Source organism: Pseudomonas sp. Irchel 3A18 (assembly GCF_900187465.1).
GTDB lineage: Bacteria > Pseudomonadota > Gammaproteobacteria > Pseudomonadales > Pseudomonadaceae > Aquipseudomonas > Aquipseudomonas cichorii.
The window spans coordinates 1-21,568 of record NZ_FYDI01000016.1; the positions used below are offsets into that span (position 1 = coordinate 1).

The 21,568-nt window shown below is 59.0% G+C and carries 21 protein-coding genes; 14 read left to right on the plus strand and 7 right to left on the minus strand.

Translation table 11 applies throughout. From position 1 onward, the window contains the following. The first annotated feature begins 40 nt into the window (after window positions 1-40). Together CKW23_RS26370 and CKW23_RS22260 are read left to right on the plus strand one after the other, a co-directional pair. Entirely contained in the window at window positions 41-247 is a 207-nt protein-coding gene (locus tag CKW23_RS26370) for a hypothetical protein (protein ID WP_143499003.1), read from the plus strand. Window positions 248-437: 190 nt separating this feature from the next. Then, window positions 438-971, plus strand: a complete 534-nt coding sequence (locus CKW23_RS22260; protein ID WP_025262186.1) for a bacterioferritin — start codon at window positions 438-440, stop codon at window positions 969-971. 85 nt (window positions 972-1,056) lie between these two features. On the opposite strand, the gene CKW23_RS22265 is transcribed toward CKW23_RS22260, so the two are convergent. Then, complete coding sequence (locus CKW23_RS22265) at window positions 1,057-3,123, minus strand: AsmA family protein (protein ID WP_025262187.1); 2,067 nt, start codon at window positions 3,121-3,123, stop codon at window positions 1,057-1,059. A gap of 226 nt (window positions 3,124-3,349) precedes the next feature. On the opposite strand from CKW23_RS22265, the gene CKW23_RS22270 reads away from it, so the two are divergent. The 12 genes from CKW23_RS22270 (at window position 3,350) to CKW23_RS22325 (ending at window position 14,132) form a co-directional block, all read left to right on the plus strand. Further along, the gene (locus CKW23_RS22270) at window positions 3,350-3,982 is read left to right on the plus strand and encodes a TetR family transcriptional regulator (RefSeq protein WP_025262188.1); all 633 of its coding nucleotides are present in this window, start codon (window positions 3,350-3,352) and stop codon (window positions 3,980-3,982) included. Window positions 3,983-4,163: 181 nt separating this feature from the next. Continuing rightward, window positions 4,164-4,664, plus strand: coding sequence for an urease accessory protein UreE (gene ureE, locus CKW23_RS22275; protein WP_025262189.1), 501 nt, complete (start codon window positions 4,164-4,166; stop codon window positions 4,662-4,664). Next, complete coding sequence (locus tag CKW23_RS22280) at window positions 4,661-5,335, plus strand: urease accessory protein UreF (RefSeq protein ID WP_025262190.1); 675 nt, start codon at window positions 4,661-4,663, stop codon at window positions 5,333-5,335. The genes ureE and CKW23_RS22280 overlap by 4 nt, the downstream gene beginning before the upstream one ends. Before the next feature lie 17 nt (window positions 5,336-5,352). Continuing rightward, complete coding sequence (gene ureG, locus CKW23_RS22285; RefSeq protein WP_025262191.1) at window positions 5,353-5,970, plus strand: urease accessory protein UreG; 618 nt, start codon at window positions 5,353-5,355, stop codon at window positions 5,968-5,970. Window positions 5,971-5,996: 26 nt separating this feature from the next. Beyond that, window positions 5,997-6,569, plus strand: coding sequence for a HupE/UreJ family protein (locus tag CKW23_RS22290; RefSeq protein ID WP_025262192.1), 573 nt, complete (start codon window positions 5,997-5,999; stop codon window positions 6,567-6,569). 61 nt (window positions 6,570-6,630) lie between these two features. Continuing rightward, complete coding sequence (gene pqqF, locus CKW23_RS22295) at window positions 6,631-8,898, plus strand: pyrroloquinoline quinone biosynthesis protein PqqF (protein WP_038400068.1); 2,268 nt, start codon at window positions 6,631-6,633, stop codon at window positions 8,896-8,898. 170 nt (window positions 8,899-9,068) lie between these two features. After that, complete coding sequence (pqqA, locus tag CKW23_RS22300; protein WP_008365141.1) at window positions 9,069-9,140, plus strand: pyrroloquinoline quinone precursor peptide PqqA; 72 nt, start codon at window positions 9,069-9,071, stop codon at window positions 9,138-9,140. Between the two features lie 96 nt (window positions 9,141-9,236). Then, on the plus strand, window positions 9,237-10,148 hold the full coding sequence (gene pqqB / locus CKW23_RS22305) for a pyrroloquinoline quinone biosynthesis protein PqqB (protein ID WP_025262193.1): 912 nt from the start codon (window positions 9,237-9,239) through the stop codon (window positions 10,146-10,148). Window positions 10,149-10,156: 8 nt separating this feature from the next. Then, complete coding sequence (gene pqqC / locus CKW23_RS22310) at window positions 10,157-10,909, plus strand: pyrroloquinoline-quinone synthase PqqC (RefSeq protein WP_025262194.1); 753 nt, start codon at window positions 10,157-10,159, stop codon at window positions 10,907-10,909. Continuing rightward, window positions 10,906-11,181, plus strand: a complete 276-nt coding sequence (gene pqqD, locus CKW23_RS22315; RefSeq protein WP_025262195.1) for a pyrroloquinoline quinone biosynthesis peptide chaperone PqqD — start codon at window positions 10,906-10,908, stop codon at window positions 11,179-11,181. Before pqqC ends, pqqD begins: the two co-directional genes overlap by 4 nt. After that, on the plus strand, window positions 11,174-12,340 hold the full coding sequence (gene pqqE / locus CKW23_RS22320; RefSeq protein ID WP_025262196.1) for a pyrroloquinoline quinone biosynthesis protein PqqE: 1,167 nt from the start codon (window positions 11,174-11,176) through the stop codon (window positions 12,338-12,340). Before pqqD ends, pqqE begins: the two co-directional genes overlap by 8 nt. Then, window positions 12,306-14,132, plus strand: coding sequence for a S9 family peptidase (locus CKW23_RS22325; RefSeq protein ID WP_095068359.1), 1,827 nt, complete (start codon window positions 12,306-12,308; stop codon window positions 14,130-14,132). The genes pqqE and CKW23_RS22325 overlap by 35 nt, the downstream gene beginning before the upstream one ends. A gap of 119 nt (window positions 14,133-14,251) precedes the next feature. Here CKW23_RS22325 and CKW23_RS22330 read toward each other — a convergent pair whose 3' ends face one another. The 6 genes from CKW23_RS22330 to bioD form a co-directional block, all read right to left on the minus strand. Then, window positions 14,252-14,413: a YqaE/Pmp3 family membrane protein gene (locus tag CKW23_RS22330; RefSeq protein ID WP_038400070.1), complete on the minus strand. Its 162-nt coding sequence runs from the start codon at window positions 14,411-14,413 to the stop codon at window positions 14,252-14,254. A gap of 322 nt (window positions 14,414-14,735) precedes the next feature. Further along, entirely contained in the window at window positions 14,736-16,514 is a 1,779-nt protein-coding gene (locus tag CKW23_RS22335; protein ID WP_095068360.1) for an acyl-CoA dehydrogenase C-terminal domain-containing protein, read from the minus strand. 226 nt (window positions 16,515-16,740) lie between these two features. Further along, window positions 16,741-18,039, minus strand: a complete 1,299-nt coding sequence (locus tag CKW23_RS22340) for a diguanylate cyclase (RefSeq protein WP_095068361.1) — start codon at window positions 18,037-18,039, stop codon at window positions 16,741-16,743. 238 nt (window positions 18,040-18,277) lie between these two features. Continuing rightward, the gene (locus CKW23_RS22345; RefSeq protein WP_025262200.1) at window positions 18,278-20,083 is read right to left on the minus strand and encodes a phenylacyl-CoA dehydrogenase; all 1,806 of its coding nucleotides are present in this window, start codon (window positions 20,081-20,083) and stop codon (window positions 18,278-18,280) included. A gap of 321 nt (window positions 20,084-20,404) precedes the next feature. Then, on the minus strand, window positions 20,405-20,701 hold the full coding sequence (locus CKW23_RS22350) for a pyrroloquinoline quinone biosynthesis protein PqqE (RefSeq protein ID WP_095068362.1): 297 nt from the start codon (window positions 20,699-20,701) through the stop codon (window positions 20,405-20,407). 162 nt (window positions 20,702-20,863) lie between these two features. After that, complete coding sequence (gene bioD / locus CKW23_RS22355) at window positions 20,864-21,544, minus strand: dethiobiotin synthase (RefSeq protein WP_025262202.1); 681 nt, start codon at window positions 21,542-21,544, stop codon at window positions 20,864-20,866. Window positions 21,545-21,568: the final 24 nt, after the last annotated feature.

Consider the following 21,568-nt stretch of genomic DNA (forward strand, 5'->3'; position numbering starts at 1 on the left):
CGAGAAGCCCTGTTCATAAGGGTTGTCGAGGGTTTCAGGGGTGTTTTATCAAGGATGGGGTGCGCAGGTATTTGCGCATCAAGGCCTAATGCCTTCGCTCATCAAAAAGCCCGGTGCCTGGAGCACCAGGCTTTTTGATCGAGCGTTAGAAAACCAGCTTGAACAGAGCAATGACCACGATCAAACCAATCAGGAAAATGATGCCGACGGTGCCACCCAAAAACTTGAGCATTTTGTCTCTCCATAAATGAATGCCTCAAGTTAAGGACCACTGTGTTCTGCAGTCGTTTCTTATATTTTTTACATCGACTGCAAAGGTCGGGTTATCCAAAATTCGATAAAACTTTCTCGTTGTTCATCACTCACACCTAGTGACGATCCCGCCGAGCCCTTCACCAAGAGCGGGACGAAAACCTGATGAGCCATGGAGATAAATCATGATTTCTGCACCCCAGCTATCCGATGTCAGCAGCCTGCGTGAACGTGCCCGTCACAACGTTGAGAACGGTGCCGTCACCGAAGGGTATAGCGCGGACCGGGAAACCATCCTGCGTCTGCTCAATGAGTCTCTGGCGACCGAGCTGGTCTGCGTATTGCGCTACAAACGTCACTACTTCATGGCCAACGGCCTGAAGGCAAGCGTGGCTGCTGCGGAGTTTCTGGAGCATGCACAGCAGGAAGCGGAGCACGCCGACAAGCTGGCCGAGCGCATCGTGCAACTGGGCGGCGAACCGGAGTTCAACCCCGACCTGCTGACCAAGCACTCGCATGCACAGTACGTTGCCGGTAATACGCTCAAGGAAATGGTGTACGAAGACCTGGTTGCCGAACGCATCGCCGTCGACAGCTACCGTGAAATCATTCAGTACATCGGCGAATCCGACCCGACCACCCGCCGCATCTTTGAAGACATCCTGGCCCAGGAAGAAGAGCATGCGGATGACATGGCCGATATCCTGAACGACCTGTAAATCTTCAAAACGCCGTCGCGAGCAAGCGCCCTTCCACGGTTTGTGGGAGGGCGCTTGCTCGCGACAGGTCAGGACAGTATCAGTTTCACTTCACGGTCTTGGGCGCCTTGCCCGCTCTCATCTGCTCCAGCAATGGCCCGCACTGATTCGGTGTGCTGTCGCCAGTGGCGACCAGTGCCAGCAGCCCCGCCGCCGGGCCGACCGTAGCGCCCAACAACACCATGCCCGCTCCGCGCAACAGCAATGGGCCTGATTGCACGCCCGCATTGGGGCTGGCGAACGGGCCGTTCACGTAGAGTGGCGAGCGCAGCGAGAACACCCTGAAACCCTTGGACTCTGGGTTGATCTTGAGGTCCAGTTGTTCGGTCTTGAAGTTCGCTGTGCCGTCAATGTAGATGATTGCGTTCTCGGTATCGAACACGAACAGGCGACTGGTGGCCAGACCGTCCTTGATGCCGAAATCCGACGCCGCGCAGTTGATCTTCACGTCCTTGTCGCCAAACAACCTGCCGACCACGTAGTTACCCACGTTGAGCCCCGCAATCTCCATCAGGCCCCGGCTGATGGCGCCGTCGTTGACCAGCATCTTCAGGTCACCATTGGCGGTGCCCAGCAAAGCCGCAATCGAGTTACCGCGACCGCTGATATCTGCATCGCCATTGAGTTCACCGAAGCTGGTCTTCATGGGCTCGAAAGTCGGAAACAGCTGCTTGAGCTTGAAGTTACGCGCCGACAGCCTGGCCCGTCCTTGCAATGGCTGGGTCCGGCCATCCAGGCGGATTTCGGCATCCAGCTTTCCGCCCGCCACGCCAAAGCGCAGCGGTTGAAGGCTCAACTGACCGTCATTGAGCAACAGGTGCGTATACAGATCGGTAAAGGGCAAGTCCGGGCTCTGGACGATCCGTTTACCGGTGAACTCCACATCGGCATCCATCGCCCGCCAGCGGTCCGTCTGAAACTCTTCCACAGGCAGGACCTTGCCCTTGGGCTGCTTGCTCTCGCCACCGCGCTTTTTCTGCGCGGCATTGGAGTCGGCACCAATCAGGGGCGCAAGGTCGCTGAACAGTAGCTGGTTGGAAACCAATACCCCGCTCAGCTTGGGACGTGGCTGACTGGCCACGAAACTCAGGTCGCCATGAATGTCGCTGTTGCCGATCTTGCCGTTGAAGCCTTCGTAGCGGAAATTCGCCCCGGCGGCATCATGCAACCTGGCAATCAGGCGGCCATCGGTGGAGTAGGCCGGCGAGTCAGGCAAGGCAACGCCGGTCAGTGGATAAAGATGGCTCAGACTGGTGCCGGACAGTTTCAGACGCAGATCCAGTGCACCCAGGTTCTGCGGATCGGTCAGGGTGCCGGCAATTGCAATCTGCGTATCGCCGATTTTCAGATCGGCCTGCACCGGGAAGGGTTGCGTGGCGTCTTTCAAGGCCAGCAAACCGCCGACCTTGCCCGTCCCGTTGACCTTCTGCTCGTGATACTGCCCTTTGACCGACAGACCAAAGGCGTAGTCCTGCGGGACAGTGCCCTTCTCCTGGGCCTTCTTCACCTCTTTGCTGCCGACGATGTCACCGAAGGGGATCGGCTTGCCCAGCATGTCGATCACCACATCCAGTTGCGTCTTCAAGGTCTGGTCATTGAAGCTGACCAGCCCTTTATCGAACTTGATCGCACCGATATCCACCACCCATCGCGAAGGCTCGGCCTCGGGGTCGGACTTGGGCAGGTCGAAGACCCAGTTGGCGCGACCATCGGCCAGACGCTCAAGCCTGGCTTCCGGGCCGGTGAGGTCGATACGCGGAATCACGACTTCCTGCACCAGCAAAGGCAACAGGGCAAGACGAAACTCGACTTGCTTGAGCGTGACCATTTGCGGAGTTTTCGACCACTCGGGGTTACCCAGGCTCAGATCCTGAGCCACGAAATGCGGCCATGGCACCCAGGCGCGCCAGCCACCGGATTCAGGCTCGCGCTGCCAGTGCACAGCAAGATCGCCGTTAATGGCGAACGGACGATGCAGCGCTTCGCTGACTTTTTCGTTGAGGGTGGGTTTGATGCGGTTCCAGTCGAAGGTGGCGATCACAATGACCAATACGGCAAGCACCAGTAACAACGTGGCGCCTGTCCAGGCGAAAATCTTGCGGCTGCGCGTCATCGCACGTCACTCCAAAAACCAACGCCCCGGCCATGGAGCGTTGAATACGACATGTTCCTTCGACTGACAAAAGCGCCGAGGGTTTGCTGTGATAGGTAAATAGCACAACAGGTTCCATCCAATGGAAAAGGTAGCCGCGTCAGGCCATCCCATAAAAAGCCTTTCGACGCATGCAAAGCTCATTTGCTAGAGTGCAACATAGTCCAATCGTAGAACTCTTTACCTCATGCTGCCCCGCGCCGAACAGAAACAACAGACCCGAAGAGCCTTGCTGGACGCTGCGCATCAGCTGATGGAAAGCGGGCGCGGGTTCGCCAGCCTGAGCCTGCGGGAAGTCGCACGCACGGCAGGGATTGTACCGACCGGCTTCTATCGTCATTTTGAAGACATGGACCAGTTGGGGCTGGCACTGGTCAGTGAAGTGGGCCAGACCTTTCGTGAAACCATTCGCCTTGTGCGCCATAACGAGCTGGTCATGGGCGGGCTGATTCATGCATCGGTGCAGATCTTTCTCGATCAGGTGGCAGCGAACCGTTCGCAGTTCCTGTTTCTGGCCCGTGAGCAATATGGCGGCTCTCTCAAGGTGCGTCAGGCGCTTGGAGCCTTGCGTGAAGGGATCAGCGCCGACCTGACCACCGACCTGGCGAAAATGCCCAAATGGAAACACCTCGATATCAAGGCGCTGTCGGTGATTGCCGACCTGGTGGTCAAGAGCGTCTTCGCCATGCTGCCCGAGCTGATCGACCCGCCTGCTGCCACCCTCGCGGCCCATCTCACTCCCCAGGCCAAGATCACCCAGCAACTGCGTTTTATCTTCATGGGCGCCAAGCACTGGAAAGGTCTTGGAAGTAATGACTGATATCCATGTCAGAAAAATCGCACCAGCTTGAAACATAAATAAACACTCGCACCAAAACAGAGCAATCAATTGACGCTTTTCTGTTCAGGCCTCCCGTCACGCCTGCCTTTTTATGATTCCTGCACTGTTGGCAAGCCCCTTGCTCTGATTTGAAGCATCGCAATTAGCTGGAAACATTCTGATGCTGGTGATTCATAAAAGAATCGACCCCCAAAACGAGTGGGCCGCCGAGCTGCATTTGAATTTCGAGGCCCGCAGCAAAAGTCGCCTGCGCTGCTTCAGTGCCGAGAACGAAGACGTAGGACTGTTCCTGCAACGCGGCCAGCCACCTCTTCATGACGGCGAATTCCTGCAAGCCGAAGATGGTCGCATCGTTCGGGTCTGCGCCCGTCCCGAACAACTGATGCACGTGACCTGCAGCAGCACGTTTGAGCTGACCCGTGCTGCCTATCACCTGGGCAACCGCCACGTTGCACTGCAAGTGGGCGACGGCTGGCTGCGCCTGCTGGACGACTACGTGCTCAAGGCCATGCTCGACCAGTTGGGAGCCACCACCGAAACCATCGAAGCGCCCTTCCAGCCGGAACACGGAGCCTATGGGGGCGGTCATCACCATTCACGGGCCGGTGAGGAAGACTTCAATTACGCGCCGCGTCTGCACCAGTTCGGCGTGCGCAAGTGAACCGTGCCTGGGCGCTTCTGCGTCTGGCCAGCCCCCAGCTTCCGATTGGCGGCTACAGCTATTCACAGGGCCTGGAAATGGCCGTTGAGCAATCCATCGTGGTCGATCCGCAAACCGCTGCGCGCTGGATCGGCGATCAATTGCTGCTCAACCTCGCCCGTTTCGAGGCGCCCATGATGCTCGCCCATTGCACAGCCGCCGCCGAGGAAGACTGGGGGCAGTTGCTGCAACTGAGCGAACAACACCGTGCCAGTCGGGAAACCCGTGAGCTGCATCTGGAAAGCCGGCAGATGGGTTATTCCCTGCAACAGTTGCTCAATGGCCTGCCGGAGCTGGATCACACTGCCCGCCGCTTTCTGGAACAGACAAGCGAGCCGCATCTGGCCCTGGGCTGGGCGCTGGCCGCACGGGCCTGGCAAATCAGCCCGCAGGACGCGCTGGCGGCCTGGCTGTGGAGCTGGCTGGAAAACCAGCTGGCGGTGCTGATGAAAACCCTGCCGCTGGGTCAGCAGGCTGCACAACGCCTCACCAGTGAACTGCTGCCCTTGTTGCAGCAGGCCCAACAGAACGCCACAGCTCAAGACAGCCAACAGATCGGCAGCGCCGCTTTCGGTCTGTCACTGGCGAGCATGGCCCATGAACGTCAATACAGCCGGTTGTTCCGGTCCTAGCATCCATGGAGAACTCAATGAACAGCCAACCTCTGCGCGTCGGTATCGGTGGCCCGGTCGGTTCCGGCAAGACCGCACTGACTCTGGCTCTGTGCCTTGCCTTGCGTGAGCGCTACAACCTGGCGGTCGTGACCAACGATATTTATACCCGTGAAGACGCCGACTTTCTGGTGCGCAACGAAGCACTGGCACCAGAACGCATCATTGGCGTGGAAACCGGCGGCTGCCCGCACACGGCGATTCGCGAAGACGCCTCCATCAACCTGGAAGCCGTTGACCAGCTCAACCGCCGCTTCGAAGGGCTGGACCTGATCCTCGTCGAGTCCGGTGGCGACAATCTTTCTGCGACCTTCAGCCCGGAGCTGTCGGACCTGACGATTTATGTGATCGACGTTTCGGCAGGCGACAAGCTGCCGCGCAAGGGCGGCCCCGGCATCTGCAAGTCCGACCTGCTGGTGATCAACAAGATCGACCTGGCGCCACTGGTGGGCGCGTCTCTGGAAATGATGGATCGCGATACCAGGAAGATGCGTGGCGAAAAGCCGTTCGTGTTCAGCAATCAGAAAACCGGCCAGGGTCTGGAAGAGATCATTGCCATTATCGAGCGCCAGGGCCTGCTGACGATCAACGCCTGAATTCAAACCTCCAAGGAAACCTGCTCATGAACTACAAAAAAGCCCTCGGCGCCCTCGCCCTGCTGCTCACCCCCGCATTGGCCATGGCGCATCCGGGCCATGGCGATAACGGCCTGATTGCAGGCCTAGGCCACCCGGTCGGTGGTCTGGATCACCTGCTGGCCATGCTTGCGGTCGGCTTGTGGGCCGCGCAACAGCAAGGCGCAGCCCGCTGGGCACTGCCTTGCACCTTCGTGGGCACCATGCTGATCGGTGGCCTGCTGGGCTTCGCCGGTCTGGAACTGCCTGCGCTGGAAAGCGGTATCTCGGCCTCGGTACTGGCGCTGGGCCTGGCCGTTGCGCTGGCTGTGCGTCCTCCGCTGGCACTGGCCGTAGTGGCCACGGCAGTGTTTGCGATGTTCCATGGCGTGGCCCACGGCCTTGAGCTGCCGGACATGTCCAGCCCATGGGCTTACGCGGCCGGTTTCGTCGCGGCAACGGCAGCCTTGCACGCCGCTGGCTACGCAGTCGTGCGCGTACTGCCTCAGGCCGCTGCGCCGCTGGTGCGGATTGCCGGTGCAGCTTCGGCGGCAACGGGTGTCTGGTTGCTCGCAGCCTGACAGGGGTTCTGTGGGAGCGAATATCCGTTAGCATGACGACTTGTTTTCCGTGGAAACGGTCATGCTTGATATCCAGCGACTTGTGCTGCCCAATGGCTTGAACGTGGTGCTGTGTCATGCGCCACGGCTCAAGCGCTGCGCGGCGTCGCTTCGGGTCGCGGCCGGTAGCCATGATGTTTCACAGGCCTGGCCGGGGCTGGCGCATTTTCTGGAGCATCTGTTTTTCCTGGGCACCGAGCGCTTCGCTGCCGACCAGAACCTCATGGCTTTCGTGCAACGCCATGGCGGACAGATCAATGCCAGCACCCGCGAACGCACCACAGACTTCTTCTTCGAGCTACCACCCTCGGCATTCGCCCCAGGGCTGGAACGGCTGTGCGACATGCTCGCTCACCCGCGCATGTCACTGCCCGATCAGTTACGCGAGCGCGAAGTGCTGCATGCCGAATTCATCGCCTGGACTCAGGATGCCAAGGCCCGCCAGCAGATCAGCCTGCTTGAACCCATCAACCCGCGGCATCCGCTGCGCGGCTTTCATGCGGGCAACCGTTACAGCCTGTCAGTGCCCAATCCGGCGTTTCAACAGGCGCTTCATGAATTTTATCAGCGCTTCTATCAAGCCGGGCAGATCACTCTGTGCCTGAGCGGCCCTCAATCGCTGGCTGAATTGAAGGACCTGGCCACAGAGCATGGCGCAAGCTTCAGCGCCGTCGGCAAGGTCATGCAGCACACACCGCCGCGCCTTATCGATAAACGACCTGATCACAAAACAACCAGTACGCATCTGCTCTTTGCCTGCGAAGGCTTGCCGGCGAACACCGAAGAAGCTGTCGCATTTTTCTGCCACTGGCTGATGGAGCCCCACACGGGCGGGCTGGTTGCAGCACTTATTAGCCAAGGGCTGATCGATTCGCTCAAGGCAACGCCGCTGTATCAGTTCGAGGGTCAGTTGCTGCTTGATATCGAGTGCGTGGGCGCAGCGCCTGATTCATCCGGCACCCTGGCCACGCTGTTTTTCGACTGGCTCGCCTTCTTCAAGACCCGCTGGCCCGAGCTGATCGATGAATACCGTCGCCTGCAACAACGGCGTCTGCAAACCTGTGGTGCCCTGGAGCTGGCGCATCATTTTTGCCGCACTGCGTCCGGTGACGACCTGCACGCACTGAGAGCAGTGCTCGACCAGTTGAAGCCCGAAACCCTTCTCACCGCGCAGCCTGTGGATAACCCGGCCTGTGGACAAGTCGAATGGTGCCTGCCGACCGCCAATCCTTTGCTGTTGGTCGCAAGCACTGACAGTGCCGAAGCAGCCCTCTTTCTGCGCTGGCAGTTACAGGCCCCACAACCCCGATTGTGGCGGATGCTCAATGGCAGCCTGCAGAACCTGATCGAACAGGCTCGGCAAGCCGGTGTGACAGTATCTTTCAGCGCCTACGGCACTTATTGGGAGCTCAGGCTGAGCGGCATTCACGAACCGATGCCAGCCATCATCGAACACGCCCGGCAATTGTTGTTGCACCCCGACCCGCGCCATGCTCAGGCGCACAGCGGGCCAGCGCTGATTCCGATCAGAGAATTGCTCAAGGCGCTTCCCGATCAGTTCCTGAACATGACTGCCGGGCAATGCAGTGATGATATTCAGACAGTCTGGGCCAGTTCCCGACGGATCAGCCTTGCCGTTGGCCTGCCCGCCCACAGCCTGGCGCTCGTCAATGCCGCATTACAGGACATGCCTGGCGCAGTGGATGACACGGCAACTGAAGCGCCTTCAGTGCTACCCGGCAAGCGCTGGCACACGCTGGAATCAGGCTCACCGGAAGATGCCGTGCTGGTGTTCTGCACCGCTCCCGGCCTGTCCATGGAAGATGAAGCAGCCTGGCGTCTGCTGGCGCACTTGATACAGGCTCCCTTCTATCAACGCCTGCGAGTCGAACTGCAACTGGGCTACGCCGTTTTCAGCGGTTTGAGGCAAATCGCCGGACGAACCGGGTTGTTGTTTGGTGTGCAATCGCCCACATGCAGCGCCGGGCAGATTGTCCGGCACATCGAGACGTTCATGGGTGAGCTGCCAGACCTGATCGACGACGCCGACCTTCCGGGACTGCGGCAGGCACTGGCCGGGCAGTTCGATACAGCGACGATGCCCCATGAACAGACGGCAGAGCTGCTGTGGCAAGCTCGCTTGGCCGGGCATGAAAAGAGCGGTCCCGAGCCGCTTAAAACAGCACTGTTACATCTGGAAAAACACTCGTTACTGGCTGCCGCCGGTCAGTTGAACGATGCCAGCGCAGGGTGGCTCATTCTGTCCAACCGCCCTGTTCCTGCGGCCTGAACGGGCAACCGCTGGTTGTAACAGAAATCTTTCATGAAACTCGCGCCCTGCCAAATCGTTAAATTAAGTAAGATAGCTTCCTAAGCATCTGAACGTATGTACGCGCGTACACACTAAGATGTAGTCACCACCCTGATTGAACCGCTGCAATCACCTAGAAGGAGTCTCCCATGTGGACCAAACCTGCTTACACTGATCTGCGTATCGGCTTTGAAGTCACCATGTACTTCGCAAGCCGTTGATGTATATGCGGTGCAAAGCCTCGGTTCGCCGGGGCTTTTTTTATGGGTCGAATCATTTTTATTTCAGCGTTTCAGGTCACGCGGTATGGAGCTGACATGTACATCCAGATTCTAGGTTCCGCTGCCGGCGGTGGTTTCCCCCAGTGGAACTGTAATTGCGTGAACTGCGCAGGCTTTCGTGATGGCAGCCTTAACGCCAAGGCGCGTACCCAATCCTCCATCGCGATCTCCGACGATGGCGTCAACTGGGTCCTGTGCAACGCCTCGCCGGACATTCGGGCACAACTGCAAGGTTTCGCGCCGATGCAGCCGGGCCGGGCACTGCGCGATACTGGCATCAGCGCCATCGTGCTGATGGACAGCCAGATCGATCACACCACAGGGCTGCTCAGCCTGCGCGAAGGTTGCCCGCATCAGGTCTGGTGTACCGACATGGTCCACGAAGACCTGAGCACAGGCTTTCCGCTGTTCGAGATGCTCAAGCACTGGAATGGCGGCCTGAACTGGAACCGTATCGAGCTGCAAGGCAGTTTCGTCATTCCCGCCTGCCCGAACCTGCGCTTCACACCGTTCCCGCTGCGCAGCGCCGCACCGCCCTACTCGCCACACCGCTTTGATCCGCACCCCGGCGACAACATCGGTCTGATCGTCGAAGACCTCAGAACCGGCGGCAAACTCTTCTACGCGCCTGGCCTTGGCAAGGTCGATGAGGCGCTGCTGGAAAAAATGCACGCCGCCGATTGCCTGCTGGTGGACGGAACACTGTGGGACGACGACGAAATGCAGCGCCGTGGCGTCGGCACGCGCACCGGCCGGGAAATGGGCCACCTTGCCCAGAACGGTGCGGGCGGCATGCTGGAAGTACTCGAAGGCTTTACGAAGCAGCGCAAGGTACTTATCCACATCAACAACACCAACCCCATCCTCGACGAAGATTCCCCGGAGCGCGCCGAGCTGGTTCGCCGCCATGTCGAAGTGGCTTATGACGGCATGAGTATCGAACTTTAGGAGCCAAGATGAGCGAAGCAGCGCTGTCCCGCGCCGAATTTGAACAGGCCCTGCGCGCCAAGGGTGCCTACTACCATATTCACCACCCGTTCCACGTGGCGATGTATGAAGGCCGGGCGACTCGCGAACAGATTCAGGGCTGGGTCGCTAACCGCTTCTACTACCAGGTGAATATCCCGCTCAAGGATGCGGCGATTCTGGCCAACTGCCCGGATCGCGAAATCCGCCGCGAGTGGATTCAGCGCTTGCTGGACCACGATGGCGCCCCCGGCGAAGACGGCGGTATCGAAGCCTGGCTGCGTCTGGGCCAGGCGGTCGGTCTGGACCCGGACCAACTGCGCTCGCAGGAGCTGGTGCTGCCGGGTGTTCGCTTTGCCGTGGATGCCTATGTGAATTTCGCACGCCGCGCCAATTGGCAGGAAGCGGCCAGCAGTTCATTGACCGAACTCTTCGCGCCGCAGATCCACCAGTCGCGCCTGGACACCTGGCCGCAGCATTATCCGTGGATCGATCCGGCAGGCTATGAGTACTTTCGCACTCGCCTCGGTCAGGCACGTCGCGATGTGGAACATGGATTGGCGATTACACTTGAGTACTACACCACCTATGAAGGCCAGCAGCGCATGCTGGAAATTCTGCAGTTCAAACTCGACATTTTGTGGAGCATGCTGGACGCCATGAGCATGGCGTACGAGTTGAACCGCCCGCCTTACCACAGCGTCACCCACAAGAACGTATGGCATAAGGGAATCAGCCTATGAAATTCGATAGACAGTTAGTCCCCACCTGGCGCCAGGGTTATCGCTTCCAGTACGAAGAGGCACAGAAGTGCTATGTACTGCTTTACCCCGAGGGCATGATCCAGTTGAACCAAAGTGCAGGCCTGATCGGCGATCTGGTGAACGGACAGCGCAATGTGGCGCAGATCATCGCATCGCTGCAGGAGCGCTTTCCGAACTTCCCGGAGGTGGGTACCGATGTGGAGGACTTCATGAACGTTGCCCAGGAAAAGAGTTGGATCAACCTTGGCTGAAACAGGACTCACCACCGGGAACGCACTCATTCCGCCAACGCCACCTGTCGGGCTGCCGCTGTGGCTGTTGGCGGAGTTGACCTATCGCTGTCCGTTGCAATGCCCGTATTGCTCCAACCCGCTGGACTTTGCCAAACAAGGCCAGGAGTTGAGCACCGAGCAGTGGTTCACAGTGATGCAACAGGCACGACAGATGGGCGCGGCCCAGATCGGCTTTTCCGGCGGCGAGCCGCTGGTGCGCCAGGATCTGGCCGTGCTTATCGCCGAAGCCCGACGATTGGGTTATTACACCAACCTGATTACCTCCGGGATCGGCCTCACCGAACAGAAGATCATCGATTTCAAGGAAGCGGGCCTGGACCATATCCAGATCAGCTTCCAGGCCAGCGACGAGCAAGTGAACAACATGCTCGCGGGCTCGAAAAAAGCCTTTGCACAAAAACTGGAAATGGCCCGTGCAGTGAAAAAGCACGGCTACCCGATGGTGCTGAACTTCGTCACCCATCGGCACAATATCGACCGGATCGACAGGATCATCGAGCTGTGCCTGGCGCTGGAAGCCGACTTCGTAGAGCTGGCAACCTGTCAGTTCTATGGCTGGGCGCACCTGAACCGCGTTGGCCTGCTGCCCACCAAGGATCAACTGGTGCGGGCAGAAGCCGTCACCAACCAGTACCGGGAAAAGCTGGCGGCTGAAAAGCATCCCTGCAAGCTGATCTTCGTCACGCCGGACTACTACGAAGAACGTCCCAAGGCCTGCATGAACGGTTGGGGCAACCTGTTCCTGACCGTGACCCCGGACGGCACTGCGCTGCCCTGCCATGGCGCGCGGCAATTGCCGGTCCAGTTTCCCAACGTGCGCGACCACAGCATGCAGCACATCTGGTACGACTCGTTCGGCTTCAATCGCTTTCGCGGTTACGAGTGGATGCCCGAACCTTGTCGCTCCTGCGACGAGAAGGAAAAAGACTTCGGAGGCTGCCGTTGCCAGGCCTTCATGCTGACGGGCGATGCCGCCAATGCCGATCCCGTGTGCAGCAAATCCCCGCATCACGGGATGATCACCCAGGCCCGTGACGAAGCTGAAACAGCGACCCAAACCATCGAAGAACTGGCCTTTCGCAATGAACGAAACTCACGCCTCATCGCCAAGTCCTGAACTGTTCAGCGCCGCCCAGGCCGTAGCAGCCGGTGTCGACTATGCCGAACTGGCCGCAAGCCCGGTTGGCCTGTTCTGGAGCGAATTTCGCCCACAGGATGCGGCCAGCCGAATCTGGCACTGGTGCGAAGGTCACGCTCGCTGCCTGACGCCCGAGGGTTTCAGCGTGCGCAGCCGGGTGTACGAATACGGCGGTGGAGCCTTCTGCATTGCCGACGATGCCGTGGTCTTCGTCAATGAACGCGACCAGCAGCTCTATCGACAGCCCCTGAACGCCGGCGCGCCCTTTCAGCTTACACATGGCGAGCGACGCTATGGCGCGGTGCATTTCGCTGCCGGGCAGATTCTGGCGGTGGAAGAAGATCACGACATTCATCGTCTGGTGGCGATCGATCTGGCTGACAGTCATCGTCATCTGCTGGCCGAAGGCGCTGATTTCTATTCGTCGCCCGTCCTCAGCCCGGACAGGCAGCGACTGGCCTGGATTGAATGGCAACGCCCGCACCAGCCCTGGACCCGAACCCGGTTGATGTGTGCCGAACGGCTGAGCGATGGCGGCTGGTCCAGGGGACGTTGCGTGGCAGGCGACGGCCCCAAGGAAGAATCCCTGCAACAACCGCGCTTCGATGCCAAAGGGCGACTATGTTGCCTGACGGATCGTGATGGCTTCTGGCAGCCCTGGGGTGAAACCCCTTCAGGTTTTGCGCCCTTCCCCGCCGCGGCTGCCGATCACTCGCCAGCTCCCTGGCAATTGGGCGGCTGCACCTGGTTGCCGGTAGACAGCGGCTACCTTGCCAGTTGGTCGCAAGACGGCTTTGGTGTATTGGGTCTGCGTCATGCCGATGGCTCGGTCGAAGCGTTCAGCGGCGATTACACCCGGTTTCGCAGTCTGGCCATTGATGAGCAGTTCATCTATTGCATCGCGGCGTCGGCAGTCAGTCCATCTGCCGTGCTGGCCATTTCCCGCAAGGATCACAGTACGCACGTACTGGCTGGCGGTGTCGCGCCCTTGCCGCCCGAACGCATCAGCCGCCCGCAATCGTTGCGATACGCCAGTGGTGATGCCGAGGCTTATGGTTACTTCTATCCGGCCATGGACGGCACCGAGAAACCGCCACTGGTCGTGTTCATCCATGGTGGTCCTACTTCGGCCTGTTACCCGGTGCTGGACCCGCGCATTCAGTTCTGGGCCCAACGGGGTTTCGCCGTCGCCGACCTCAACTATCGGGGCAGCACGGGCTATGGCCGTGCCTATCGGCAAAGCCTGCATCTGAACTGGGGTGTTGCGGATGTGGAAGACGCCTGTGCGGTCGTGGAGTATCTGGCACAACAAGGCCTGATCGACAAAGACCGGGCGTTCATTCGTGGAGGCAGTTCAGGCGGCTATACGACGCTTTGCGCCCTGGCCTTCCACAAAGTATTCCGCGCCGGGGCGAGCCTTTATGGCGTCAGCGACCCCATTGCCCTGGGCAAGGCCACTCACAAGTTTGAAGGTGACTATCTGGACTGGCTGATCGGCGACCCGGTGAAAGATGTCGAACGCTATCAGGCCAGAACGCCCGTGCTACACGCGCAAAACATCCGTGTTCCGGTGATTTTCTTTCAGGGCGAACTGGATGCCGTGGTCGTCCCGGAGCAGACACGCGCCATGCTCAAGGCGCTGCAGGGCAATGGCATTCCGGCCCAGGCGCATTTCTATCCAGACGAACGCCATGGTTTTCGCAAGGCGCAGAACCTGGCTGATGCACTGGAAGCTGAATGGCAGTTTTACCAGGATGCATTTCGCGAATGAATCCACTGCTGTGGGAGCGAATCCATTCGCGAAGGCTCGTACACCTGAAGAAAATCTATCGCCTTGGATGACGCCTCGCGAATGAGTTCGCTACGGAAACTCCATTTAACGAATGGAGATCACTTACGGCTGGCGATGATGTACACGGCATGCACGATGCCCGGGATGTAACCCAGAAGCGTCAGCAGGATATTCAGCCAGAAGGCTCCCGCGAAGCCGACTTGCAGGAAAACGCCCAGTGGTGGCAGCAGGATAGCGAAGATGATACGAATGATGTCCATGGGCAAGCTCCTAGTGGATGACCTTTTGCAGGCCTGGTAGCTAATCGACCCTGGGCATCAGCAAGGGTTCCACGCGATCTGGCACACAGCCATTATTAAATCGCAGGAACAAAGAAAGCCCCGCCTAAGCGGGGCTTTCCAGACTGTTTCCCTGATATCCCTTTCGTCCCGCCATCCTGGCAGGTATCCCTTCGTGTCCCTGTTATGTCTTATTGCGCATCCTGCGCTACGTCCATGGATTTAGAGTAACTTTGGATCCATTCTGAGGGAAGAGGCAAAAAGCCAACACGTTGTGTAAGCAAATGCTTACAGACTATTACCTTCAAAATTGTGAAGCATCCATCAGATACAACGACTCACTGCCCGCACGCACGCTGGCATCCAGGGAATGGATACGCGGTAGCAGGCGGGCGAAGTAGAAACGCGCAGTACCCAGCTTGCTGGCATAGAACTCTTCCTGCCCTTCCTTGCCCAGCGCTGCCTTGGCCATCCTCGCCCACATGTAGGCGTAAGCGGTGTAGCCGAACAGGTGCAGGTACTCGACCGAGGCCGCACCGATTTCGTTGGGGTTGGAGCGCGCGCGGTCCAGTACCCAGCGAGTGAGCTCATTGAGCATGTCCAGCGCAGCGCCCAGAGGCTTGGTGAACTCGGCCAGTGAGCTGTCGGATTCGCTGATGAAGGCCTGCACTTCGTCGGCGAACAACTGATAGAACGCACCGTTCGACCCGACAATCTTGCGGCCCACCAGATCCAGCGCCTGGATGCCATTGGTGCCTTCATAGATCTGGGTGATGCGCACATCACGTACCAGTTGCTCCTGGCCCCATTCGCGAATGTAGCCATGGCCACCGAAAACCTGCTGGCCGTGAACCGTGGTTTCCAGGCCGATATCGGTCAGGAACGCCTTGGCGACCGGTGTCAGCAGCGCGACCAGATCATCGGCGCGCTGACGAGCGGCATCGTCTTCGCTGAACTTGGCGATATCCAGTTGCAGGGCCACATAGCTGGAGAAGGCACGGCCACCTTCGTTGAAGGCTTTCATCGTCAGCAGCATGCGGCGCACGTCCGGGTGAACGATGATCGGGTCAGCCGCCTTGTCCTTGTTTTGCGCGCCGGTGGGCGCACGGCTTTGGAGGCGGTCGCGGGCATATTCCACGGCGTTCTGATAAGAGCGCACGCCGGAGGCAAGCCCCTGAATGCCGACACCCAGGCGCTCGTAGTTCATCATGGTGAACATGGCCGCCAGGCCTTTATTGGGCTCGCCGATCAGATAGCCGACGGCATCGTCGAAGTTCATCACACAGGTAGCAGAAGCCTGAATACCCATCTTGTGCTCGATGGAGCCGCAACTGACGGTATTGCGCTCGCCCAGGCTGCCATCCGCGTTGACCATGAACTTGGGCACCAGGAACAGGGAAATACCTTTAGGCCCAGCGGGCGCATCCGGCAGCTTGGCCAGTACCAGATGGATGATGTTCTCGGTCAGGTCGTGCTCGCCGCCGGTGATGAACACCTTGCTGCCGGTGATCTTGTAGGAGCTGTCTGCCTGAGGTATGGCCTTGGTGCGGATGATGCCAAGGTCAGTGCCGGCATGGGCTTCGGTCAGGCACATGGAGCCACACCAGACGCCCGAGTACATGTTCGGCAGGTAAATCGCCTTGAGTTCTTCGCTCGCGTGGGTGTTGATCGAGACACAGGCGCCGGTGGTCAGCATCGGGTACAGCCCGAACGCCAGGCTGCCGGAGTTGAGCATTTCCTCGACCTGAGCCGACACCACCTTGGGCATGCCCATGCCGCCGAAATCCGGGTTGCCGCCAACACCGACCCAGCCGCCTTCAGCGTAGGTCCGGTAGGCCTCGGGGAAACCTGCCGGAGTGGTGACGACGGTGTCGTTCCAGTGGCAACCCTCTTCGTCGCCGTTACGGCTGAGCGGAGCAATGGTTTTACTGCAGACCTTGCTTGCCTCTTCGAGGATCGCGTCGACCGTCTCGGCATCGACAGTTTCGGCAAGCGCGGGCAGTTGAGCCCAGAGTGTAGAAACTTCGAATACTTCATTGAGGACGAAACGCATATCGCGCAACGGGGCTTTGTAGTCAGCCATGGCAAACCTCACAAGCAGGGAGCAAGAAAAACCTGAAAAAGAAGATCCGGACATGCTACATGCCTGGAATCAGGTGGCAATGATCGCGAGTCTAACCGAACAACGATTCAGAGACATAGGGTCATGGTGTGACTATAAATCAATTTAAAGTCACATACACGACAGACAGACGAAACAACACGGCGCCGTCAGACAGACTGCGCCGCTCACGTGCAGTTCGTCTATATCAGCTCGCGGCGTCAGCGGTACGCACCGCTCCGCGCTTGTTCAACTGAGTGTGGGAAATGACGCAGTTACGGCCCGCGCCCTTGGCGGCGTACAGCGCCTGGTCGGCAGACTTGAGGACTTCTTCCGGCGTGCGGTGCTCGGGCTGACGCTCGGCAACTCCGATACTCACCGTTACCGAAACACTGTTGGACGCTGTCGCTCCCCGTTTTTGCCGACCTTGCTGGTCGTCCTTGGGGCGATTGTCCTGGTTGCGCAGCAGGATTTCGTAATTGGCGATGCTTTCGCGGATGGCTTCAAGGTGCGGCAGGCATTCCTCCAGGGTCTTGCCAGCGAAAACGATAGCGAACTCTTCACCGCCATAGCGGTAGGCCTTGCCGCCACCATTGGTGATTTTCGACAACTTGCTGGCCACGAGGCGCAACACCTGATCGCCCACATCATGGCCGTGGGTGTCGTTGAATTTCTTGAAGTGATCGACGTCGCTCATGGCCAGCACATAATTGCGCCCCAGACGCTGCATACGCTCATTGAGCGCACGACGCCCCGGCAAACCGGTGAGTTCGTCGCGAAATGCCATCTGATAGGCCTCATGGGCGACCGCCGCGGCAATCATCAGCATCACCTGGCTGCACAGGATATTCAGGGTGAACGGCAGGATGAAGGTCTTGGGCAATGCCCAGAAGAGTCCCAGCAATCCGACGATCTGCGCTGCATGCAAAGGCCGTGGCTTTTCCAGGTATTGCCAGATCAACAGACCGAACGAACCCAGAAACATCGCATACGACAACTGGATCAGACTCATCCACGAACCATGCAGCGCCGGCCAGCGGATATCCGCCAGCCAGGTCTGCACTGCGACGGGATAACTTTGCTCAAGCCCGAATGCAACACCGCCCACAGCCACCAGCACCGCAATACGCGCCACCAGATCCTGGAACAGGTGCGTACGCTCTTCCCAGGCCGCGTAAAGCCCGAACATCAACGGCAACAGCAGACACACAAGATGAAAGATCACCGCCGCGTCTTCGCGAACCTTGCCATTATCGCGGTAGTAATCAGTCTGAGTGTCGAGCAGAAAGTAGGCGACGTAGACAGTGATCATCAGAAACAGCTCACGCTGACGCCGGTACACACCGCAATACGCACCGCCCAGCAACAGCACCAATGTCGGCAGCACGTTGAACAGGGAGGTTAAGAAAACGTTCAGGTCCTTGACGTAGGCAGCCGCCAGCCCTGCAAACAACAACGCTGCAGAAGGGAGAAAATGACTCAATCGTGCAGCAGATGGACGCAACAAGGGGAATATCTCCTACTCGGCATCGGAGTGAATATCTGGAGCAGTGGCATTGTGCCTCTCTCCAGTGAACAATGCATACAGCAGGATTGATAGCTGGCTACTTTTCTGTAACGGCAGGAGATCGAAAAGGTTTATTGATTGCTTGAGCAAGAAAGCGCTTTCTCACGCTTTTTCATCAACCTACGAAAAAGCCGCCTGACCCGAAGGGCCAGACGGCTTTGAGCTACGACCGGACTTGTCAGTAAGCCAGGCCGAAGTCTTCCTCTTTCATGTCCATCAGGTTGCCAGCACCGGAAAGGATGGCGGCGACGTGAGTACGGGTACGCGGCAGGATGCGCTGAAAGTAGAAACGCGCAGTCTGCAGCTTGGCGTTGTAGAAGGCTTGCTCGGAAGTCCCGGCTGCCAGTTTCTCGGCCGCCAGACGCGCCATGTCGGCCCAGAAGTAAGCCAGGCAGGCATAGCCGGAATACATCAGGTAATCCACCGAAGCCGCACCGACTTCTTCACGATCCTTCATGGCGGCCATGCCCACTTTCATGGTCAGCTCGCCCCATTCCTTGTTCAGCGCTGCCAGTGGCGTCACGAATTCCTGAACGCTTTCGCTGCCTTCGTTGGCCTGGCAGAACTTGTGGACGATCTTGGTGAAGCCCTTGAGCGCTTCGCCCTGGGTCATCAGGACCTTGCGGCCCAGCAGGTCCAGCGCCTGGATGCCGGTGGTGCCTTCGTACAGCATCGAGATACGGCTGTCGCGAACGTTCTGCTCCATGCCCCACTCGGCGATAAAACCATGGCCACCGTAGATCTGCACGCCATGGTTGGCGGCCTCGAAGCCCACCTCGGTCATGAAGGCCTTGGCAATCGGCGTCATGAACGCCAGCAGTGCGTCGGCGGCTTTCTTCTGGTCTTCGTCTTCGCTGTACTTGACGATATCGACCTGCTTGGCCGTGAAGTACACCATGGCCCGCGTACCTTCGGCGAAAGCCTTCATGGTCAGCAGCATACGGCGCACGTCAGGATGAACGATGATCGGGTCAGCGGCCTTGTCGGGCGCTTTCGGGCCGGTCAGCGAGCGCATCTGCAGACGGTCGCGAGCGTATTTCAGGCCACCCTGGAACGCGACTTCGGCGTGGGCCAGACCTTGCAGTGCAGTCCCCAGACGAGCGGTGTTCATGAAGGTGAACATGCAGTTCAGGCCTTTGTTCGGCGGACCGATCAGGAAACCCTTGGCCGAATCGAAGTTCATCACGCAGGTGGCGTTGCCGTGGATACCCATCTTGTGTTCGATGGAACCGCAGGTCACGGCATTGCGCTCACCGATGCTGCCGTCGGCGGCAGGCAGGAACTTGGGCACGATGAACAGCGAAATACCCTTGGTGCCCGCCGGAGCATCCGGCAGACGCGCCAGTACGATATGGACGATGTTGTCGGCCATGTCGTGTTCGCCAGCGGAAATGAAAATCTTGGTGCCGGTGACGTTGTAGGAACCATCGGCCTGAGGCTCGGCCTTGGTGCGCAGCATGCCAAGGTCGGTGCCGCAGTGAGGTTCGGTCAGGCACATGGTGCCGGTCCATTCGCCGGACACCAGCTTGGTCATGTAAGCCTCTTGCTGCTCAGGCGTACCGTGCTCGGAAATGGTGTTCATCGCGCCGTGCGAAAGGCCCGGGTACATGCCCCATGACCAGTTGGCCTCGCCAACCATCTCGCTGACGGCCAGGCCCAGAGACTCGGGCAGACCCTGACCGCCGTGATCGACGTCATGGGCCAGGCTCGGCCAGCCGCCCTCGACGAATTGCTTGTATGCCTGTTTGAAGCCGGTCGGCGTCTTAACGCCCGACTCGCTCCAGGTGCAACCTTCGGTGTCGCCGACACGGTTCAGGGGAGCCAGTACCTGTTCGCAGAACTTGGCACCTTCCTCAAGAATGGCATCGACCATATCTGGCGTTGCGTCCTGGCATGCCGGCAGACTCTGATAGTGCGCCTCATAACCGAGCAGCTCATCACGAACGAAACGAATATCACGCAAGGGGGCCTTGTATTCAGGCATAGCGATAAACCTCTGCTGATGAATCCTGGAACGAATGACCGGGCGGTCGCCGGGAGCAAACTCCCAGGCACCAGACAATCTCGTATGCCTTACGGTCAAACAGGTGTTTGAAACATACGTTTACGCCTAAACCTTGTCAATAGCGCTTCACACACCGTTTGTCATCAATACGCTACAGGCCGCGCACGCAAAGGCATACAGCGTCGAGAAAACGATACTGTGAGTCTAGATGAGGGAAAAAAGGTTGCGCAGGCGATACAGGCTGCTGGCAGGGGGAAATTCAGAAAATGCCGCCGTGCACGGAAGGCACGGCGCAGGGGATCAGGCGTAAGTGTCGATCAGTGTACCCAGCGCTTCATCGCTGGCTTTCTGAGCTGCCAGACCCGCCTGGATCTGTTCTTTGCCAGCGGCCAGCTCAACGATGTTGGCGGGCAGGTCGGAACGCTGGCTACGGTCGACCGAGCGCAGGTTTTCGAGCTGGAAATCCGAAGACTGGCTTCTGCCGGAAACTTCGATGTTGGTGCTGGCGATCTGGGTGGCCGCCTGATCGACACGCTCCTGCCCAACCTGAATCGCGCTCAGGCCTGGATAGAGAGTATTGTTCATGGTGATTTGCATAAGCCGTTCCTCAGTTCAAATAGCGAACAGGAGCTATTGAACCAGTAAATGCAGCGGAATACTCGACAAAAAGACTAATGGCACATAGCCGGATAATAGGTTATGCCTTGAACCGGGCAAAAGCGCCTTGTGTATCAGCGACATAGTGAATGTGTTTCAAAATCAGTCGAGCAGTTCCAGGTGCAGATGTTCCGCAACGGCATCGGCACTCGCTTTCTTGAGGCGCGGCACACGCCCGATACAGGGTGCTGGCAGGCGCTCGGACAGGGTCGCAAGGTTTTCTTCCAGCCGTGAGGTCTTGGGCTCGATGATATTGGCGACCCAGCCCGCCAGTTGCAGCCCGTCCTGGGCGATGGCTTCGGCAGTCAGCAGCGCATGGTTGATACAACCCAGGCGCACACCCACCACCAGAATGACCGGCAGCCTCAGCCCCATGGCCAGATCGGAAAGGTTGCTCTGATCCGCCAGCGGTACGCGCCAGCCGCCCGCGCCTTCGATCAGGGTGAAATCCGCGTTTCGTTCCAGCAGGCGGCGCATGGGTTGCAGCAAGGCATTGACCGTCAGCGACACACCGGCCTCCCGGGCGGCCAGATGCGGCGCGATGGCGGGCTCGAAGGTGTAGGGATTGACGTCGTCGTAGCCAAGCTCCAGCGAACATTCAGCCAGCAAGGCCAGGGCATCGGCATTGCGCAGCCCTTGGGGAGTGATGACACTACCGGAAGCGACAGGCTTGCCCGCCGCCGTGCTCAGCCCGGCCAGTCGGGCCGCATGCAGCAGGCCAGCGGCGACAGTGGTCTTCCCCGCGTCCGTATCGGTTCCAGTGATGAAATACGCAGCACTCATCTCGGCATCCTTCCCTTGTCTCGC

Excerpts from the sequence above, each read along its gene's own strand:
- CKW23_RS22260 (WP_025262186.1), top strand. The coding sequence starts at position 438 with ATGATTTCTGCACCCCAGCTATCCGATGTCAGCAGCCTGCGTGAACGT.
- CKW23_RS22265 (WP_025262187.1), bottom strand. The coding sequence starts at position 3,123 with ATGACGCGCAGCCGCAAGATTTTCGCCTGGACAGGCGCCACGTTGTTA.
- CKW23_RS22270 (WP_025262188.1), top strand. The coding sequence starts at position 3,350 with ATGCTGCCCCGCGCCGAACAGAAACAACAGACCCGAAGAGCCTTGCTG.
- ureE (WP_025262189.1), top strand. The coding sequence starts at position 4,164 with ATGCTGGTGATTCATAAAAGAATCGACCCCCAAAACGAGTGGGCCGCC.
- ureG (WP_025262191.1), top strand. The coding sequence starts at position 5,353 with ATGAACAGCCAACCTCTGCGCGTCGGTATCGGTGGCCCGGTCGGTTCC.
- CKW23_RS22290 (WP_025262192.1), top strand. The coding sequence starts at position 5,997 with ATGAACTACAAAAAAGCCCTCGGCGCCCTCGCCCTGCTGCTCACCCCC.
- pqqF (WP_038400068.1), top strand. The coding sequence starts at position 6,631 with ATGCTTGATATCCAGCGACTTGTGCTGCCCAATGGCTTGAACGTGGTG.
- pqqB (WP_025262193.1), top strand. The coding sequence starts at position 9,237 with ATGTACATCCAGATTCTAGGTTCCGCTGCCGGCGGTGGTTTCCCCCAG.
- pqqC (WP_025262194.1), top strand. The coding sequence starts at position 10,157 with ATGAGCGAAGCAGCGCTGTCCCGCGCCGAATTTGAACAGGCCCTGCGC.
- pqqD (WP_025262195.1), top strand. The coding sequence starts at position 10,906 with ATGAAATTCGATAGACAGTTAGTCCCCACCTGGCGCCAGGGTTATCGC.
- CKW23_RS22325 (WP_095068359.1), top strand. The coding sequence starts at position 12,306 with ATGAACGAAACTCACGCCTCATCGCCAAGTCCTGAACTGTTCAGCGCC.
- CKW23_RS22330 (WP_038400070.1), bottom strand. The coding sequence starts at position 14,413 with ATGGACATCATTCGTATCATCTTCGCTATCCTGCTGCCACCACTGGGC.
- CKW23_RS22335 (WP_095068360.1), bottom strand. The coding sequence starts at position 16,514 with ATGGCTGACTACAAAGCCCCGTTGCGCGATATGCGTTTCGTCCTCAAT.
- CKW23_RS22345 (WP_025262200.1), bottom strand. The coding sequence starts at position 20,083 with ATGCCTGAATACAAGGCCCCCTTGCGTGATATTCGTTTCGTTCGTGAT.
- CKW23_RS22350 (WP_095068362.1), bottom strand. The coding sequence starts at position 20,701 with ATGCAAATCACCATGAACAATACTCTCTATCCAGGCCTGAGCGCGATT.
- bioD (WP_025262202.1), bottom strand. The coding sequence starts at position 21,544 with ATGAGTGCTGCGTATTTCATCACTGGAACCGATACGGACGCGGGGAAG.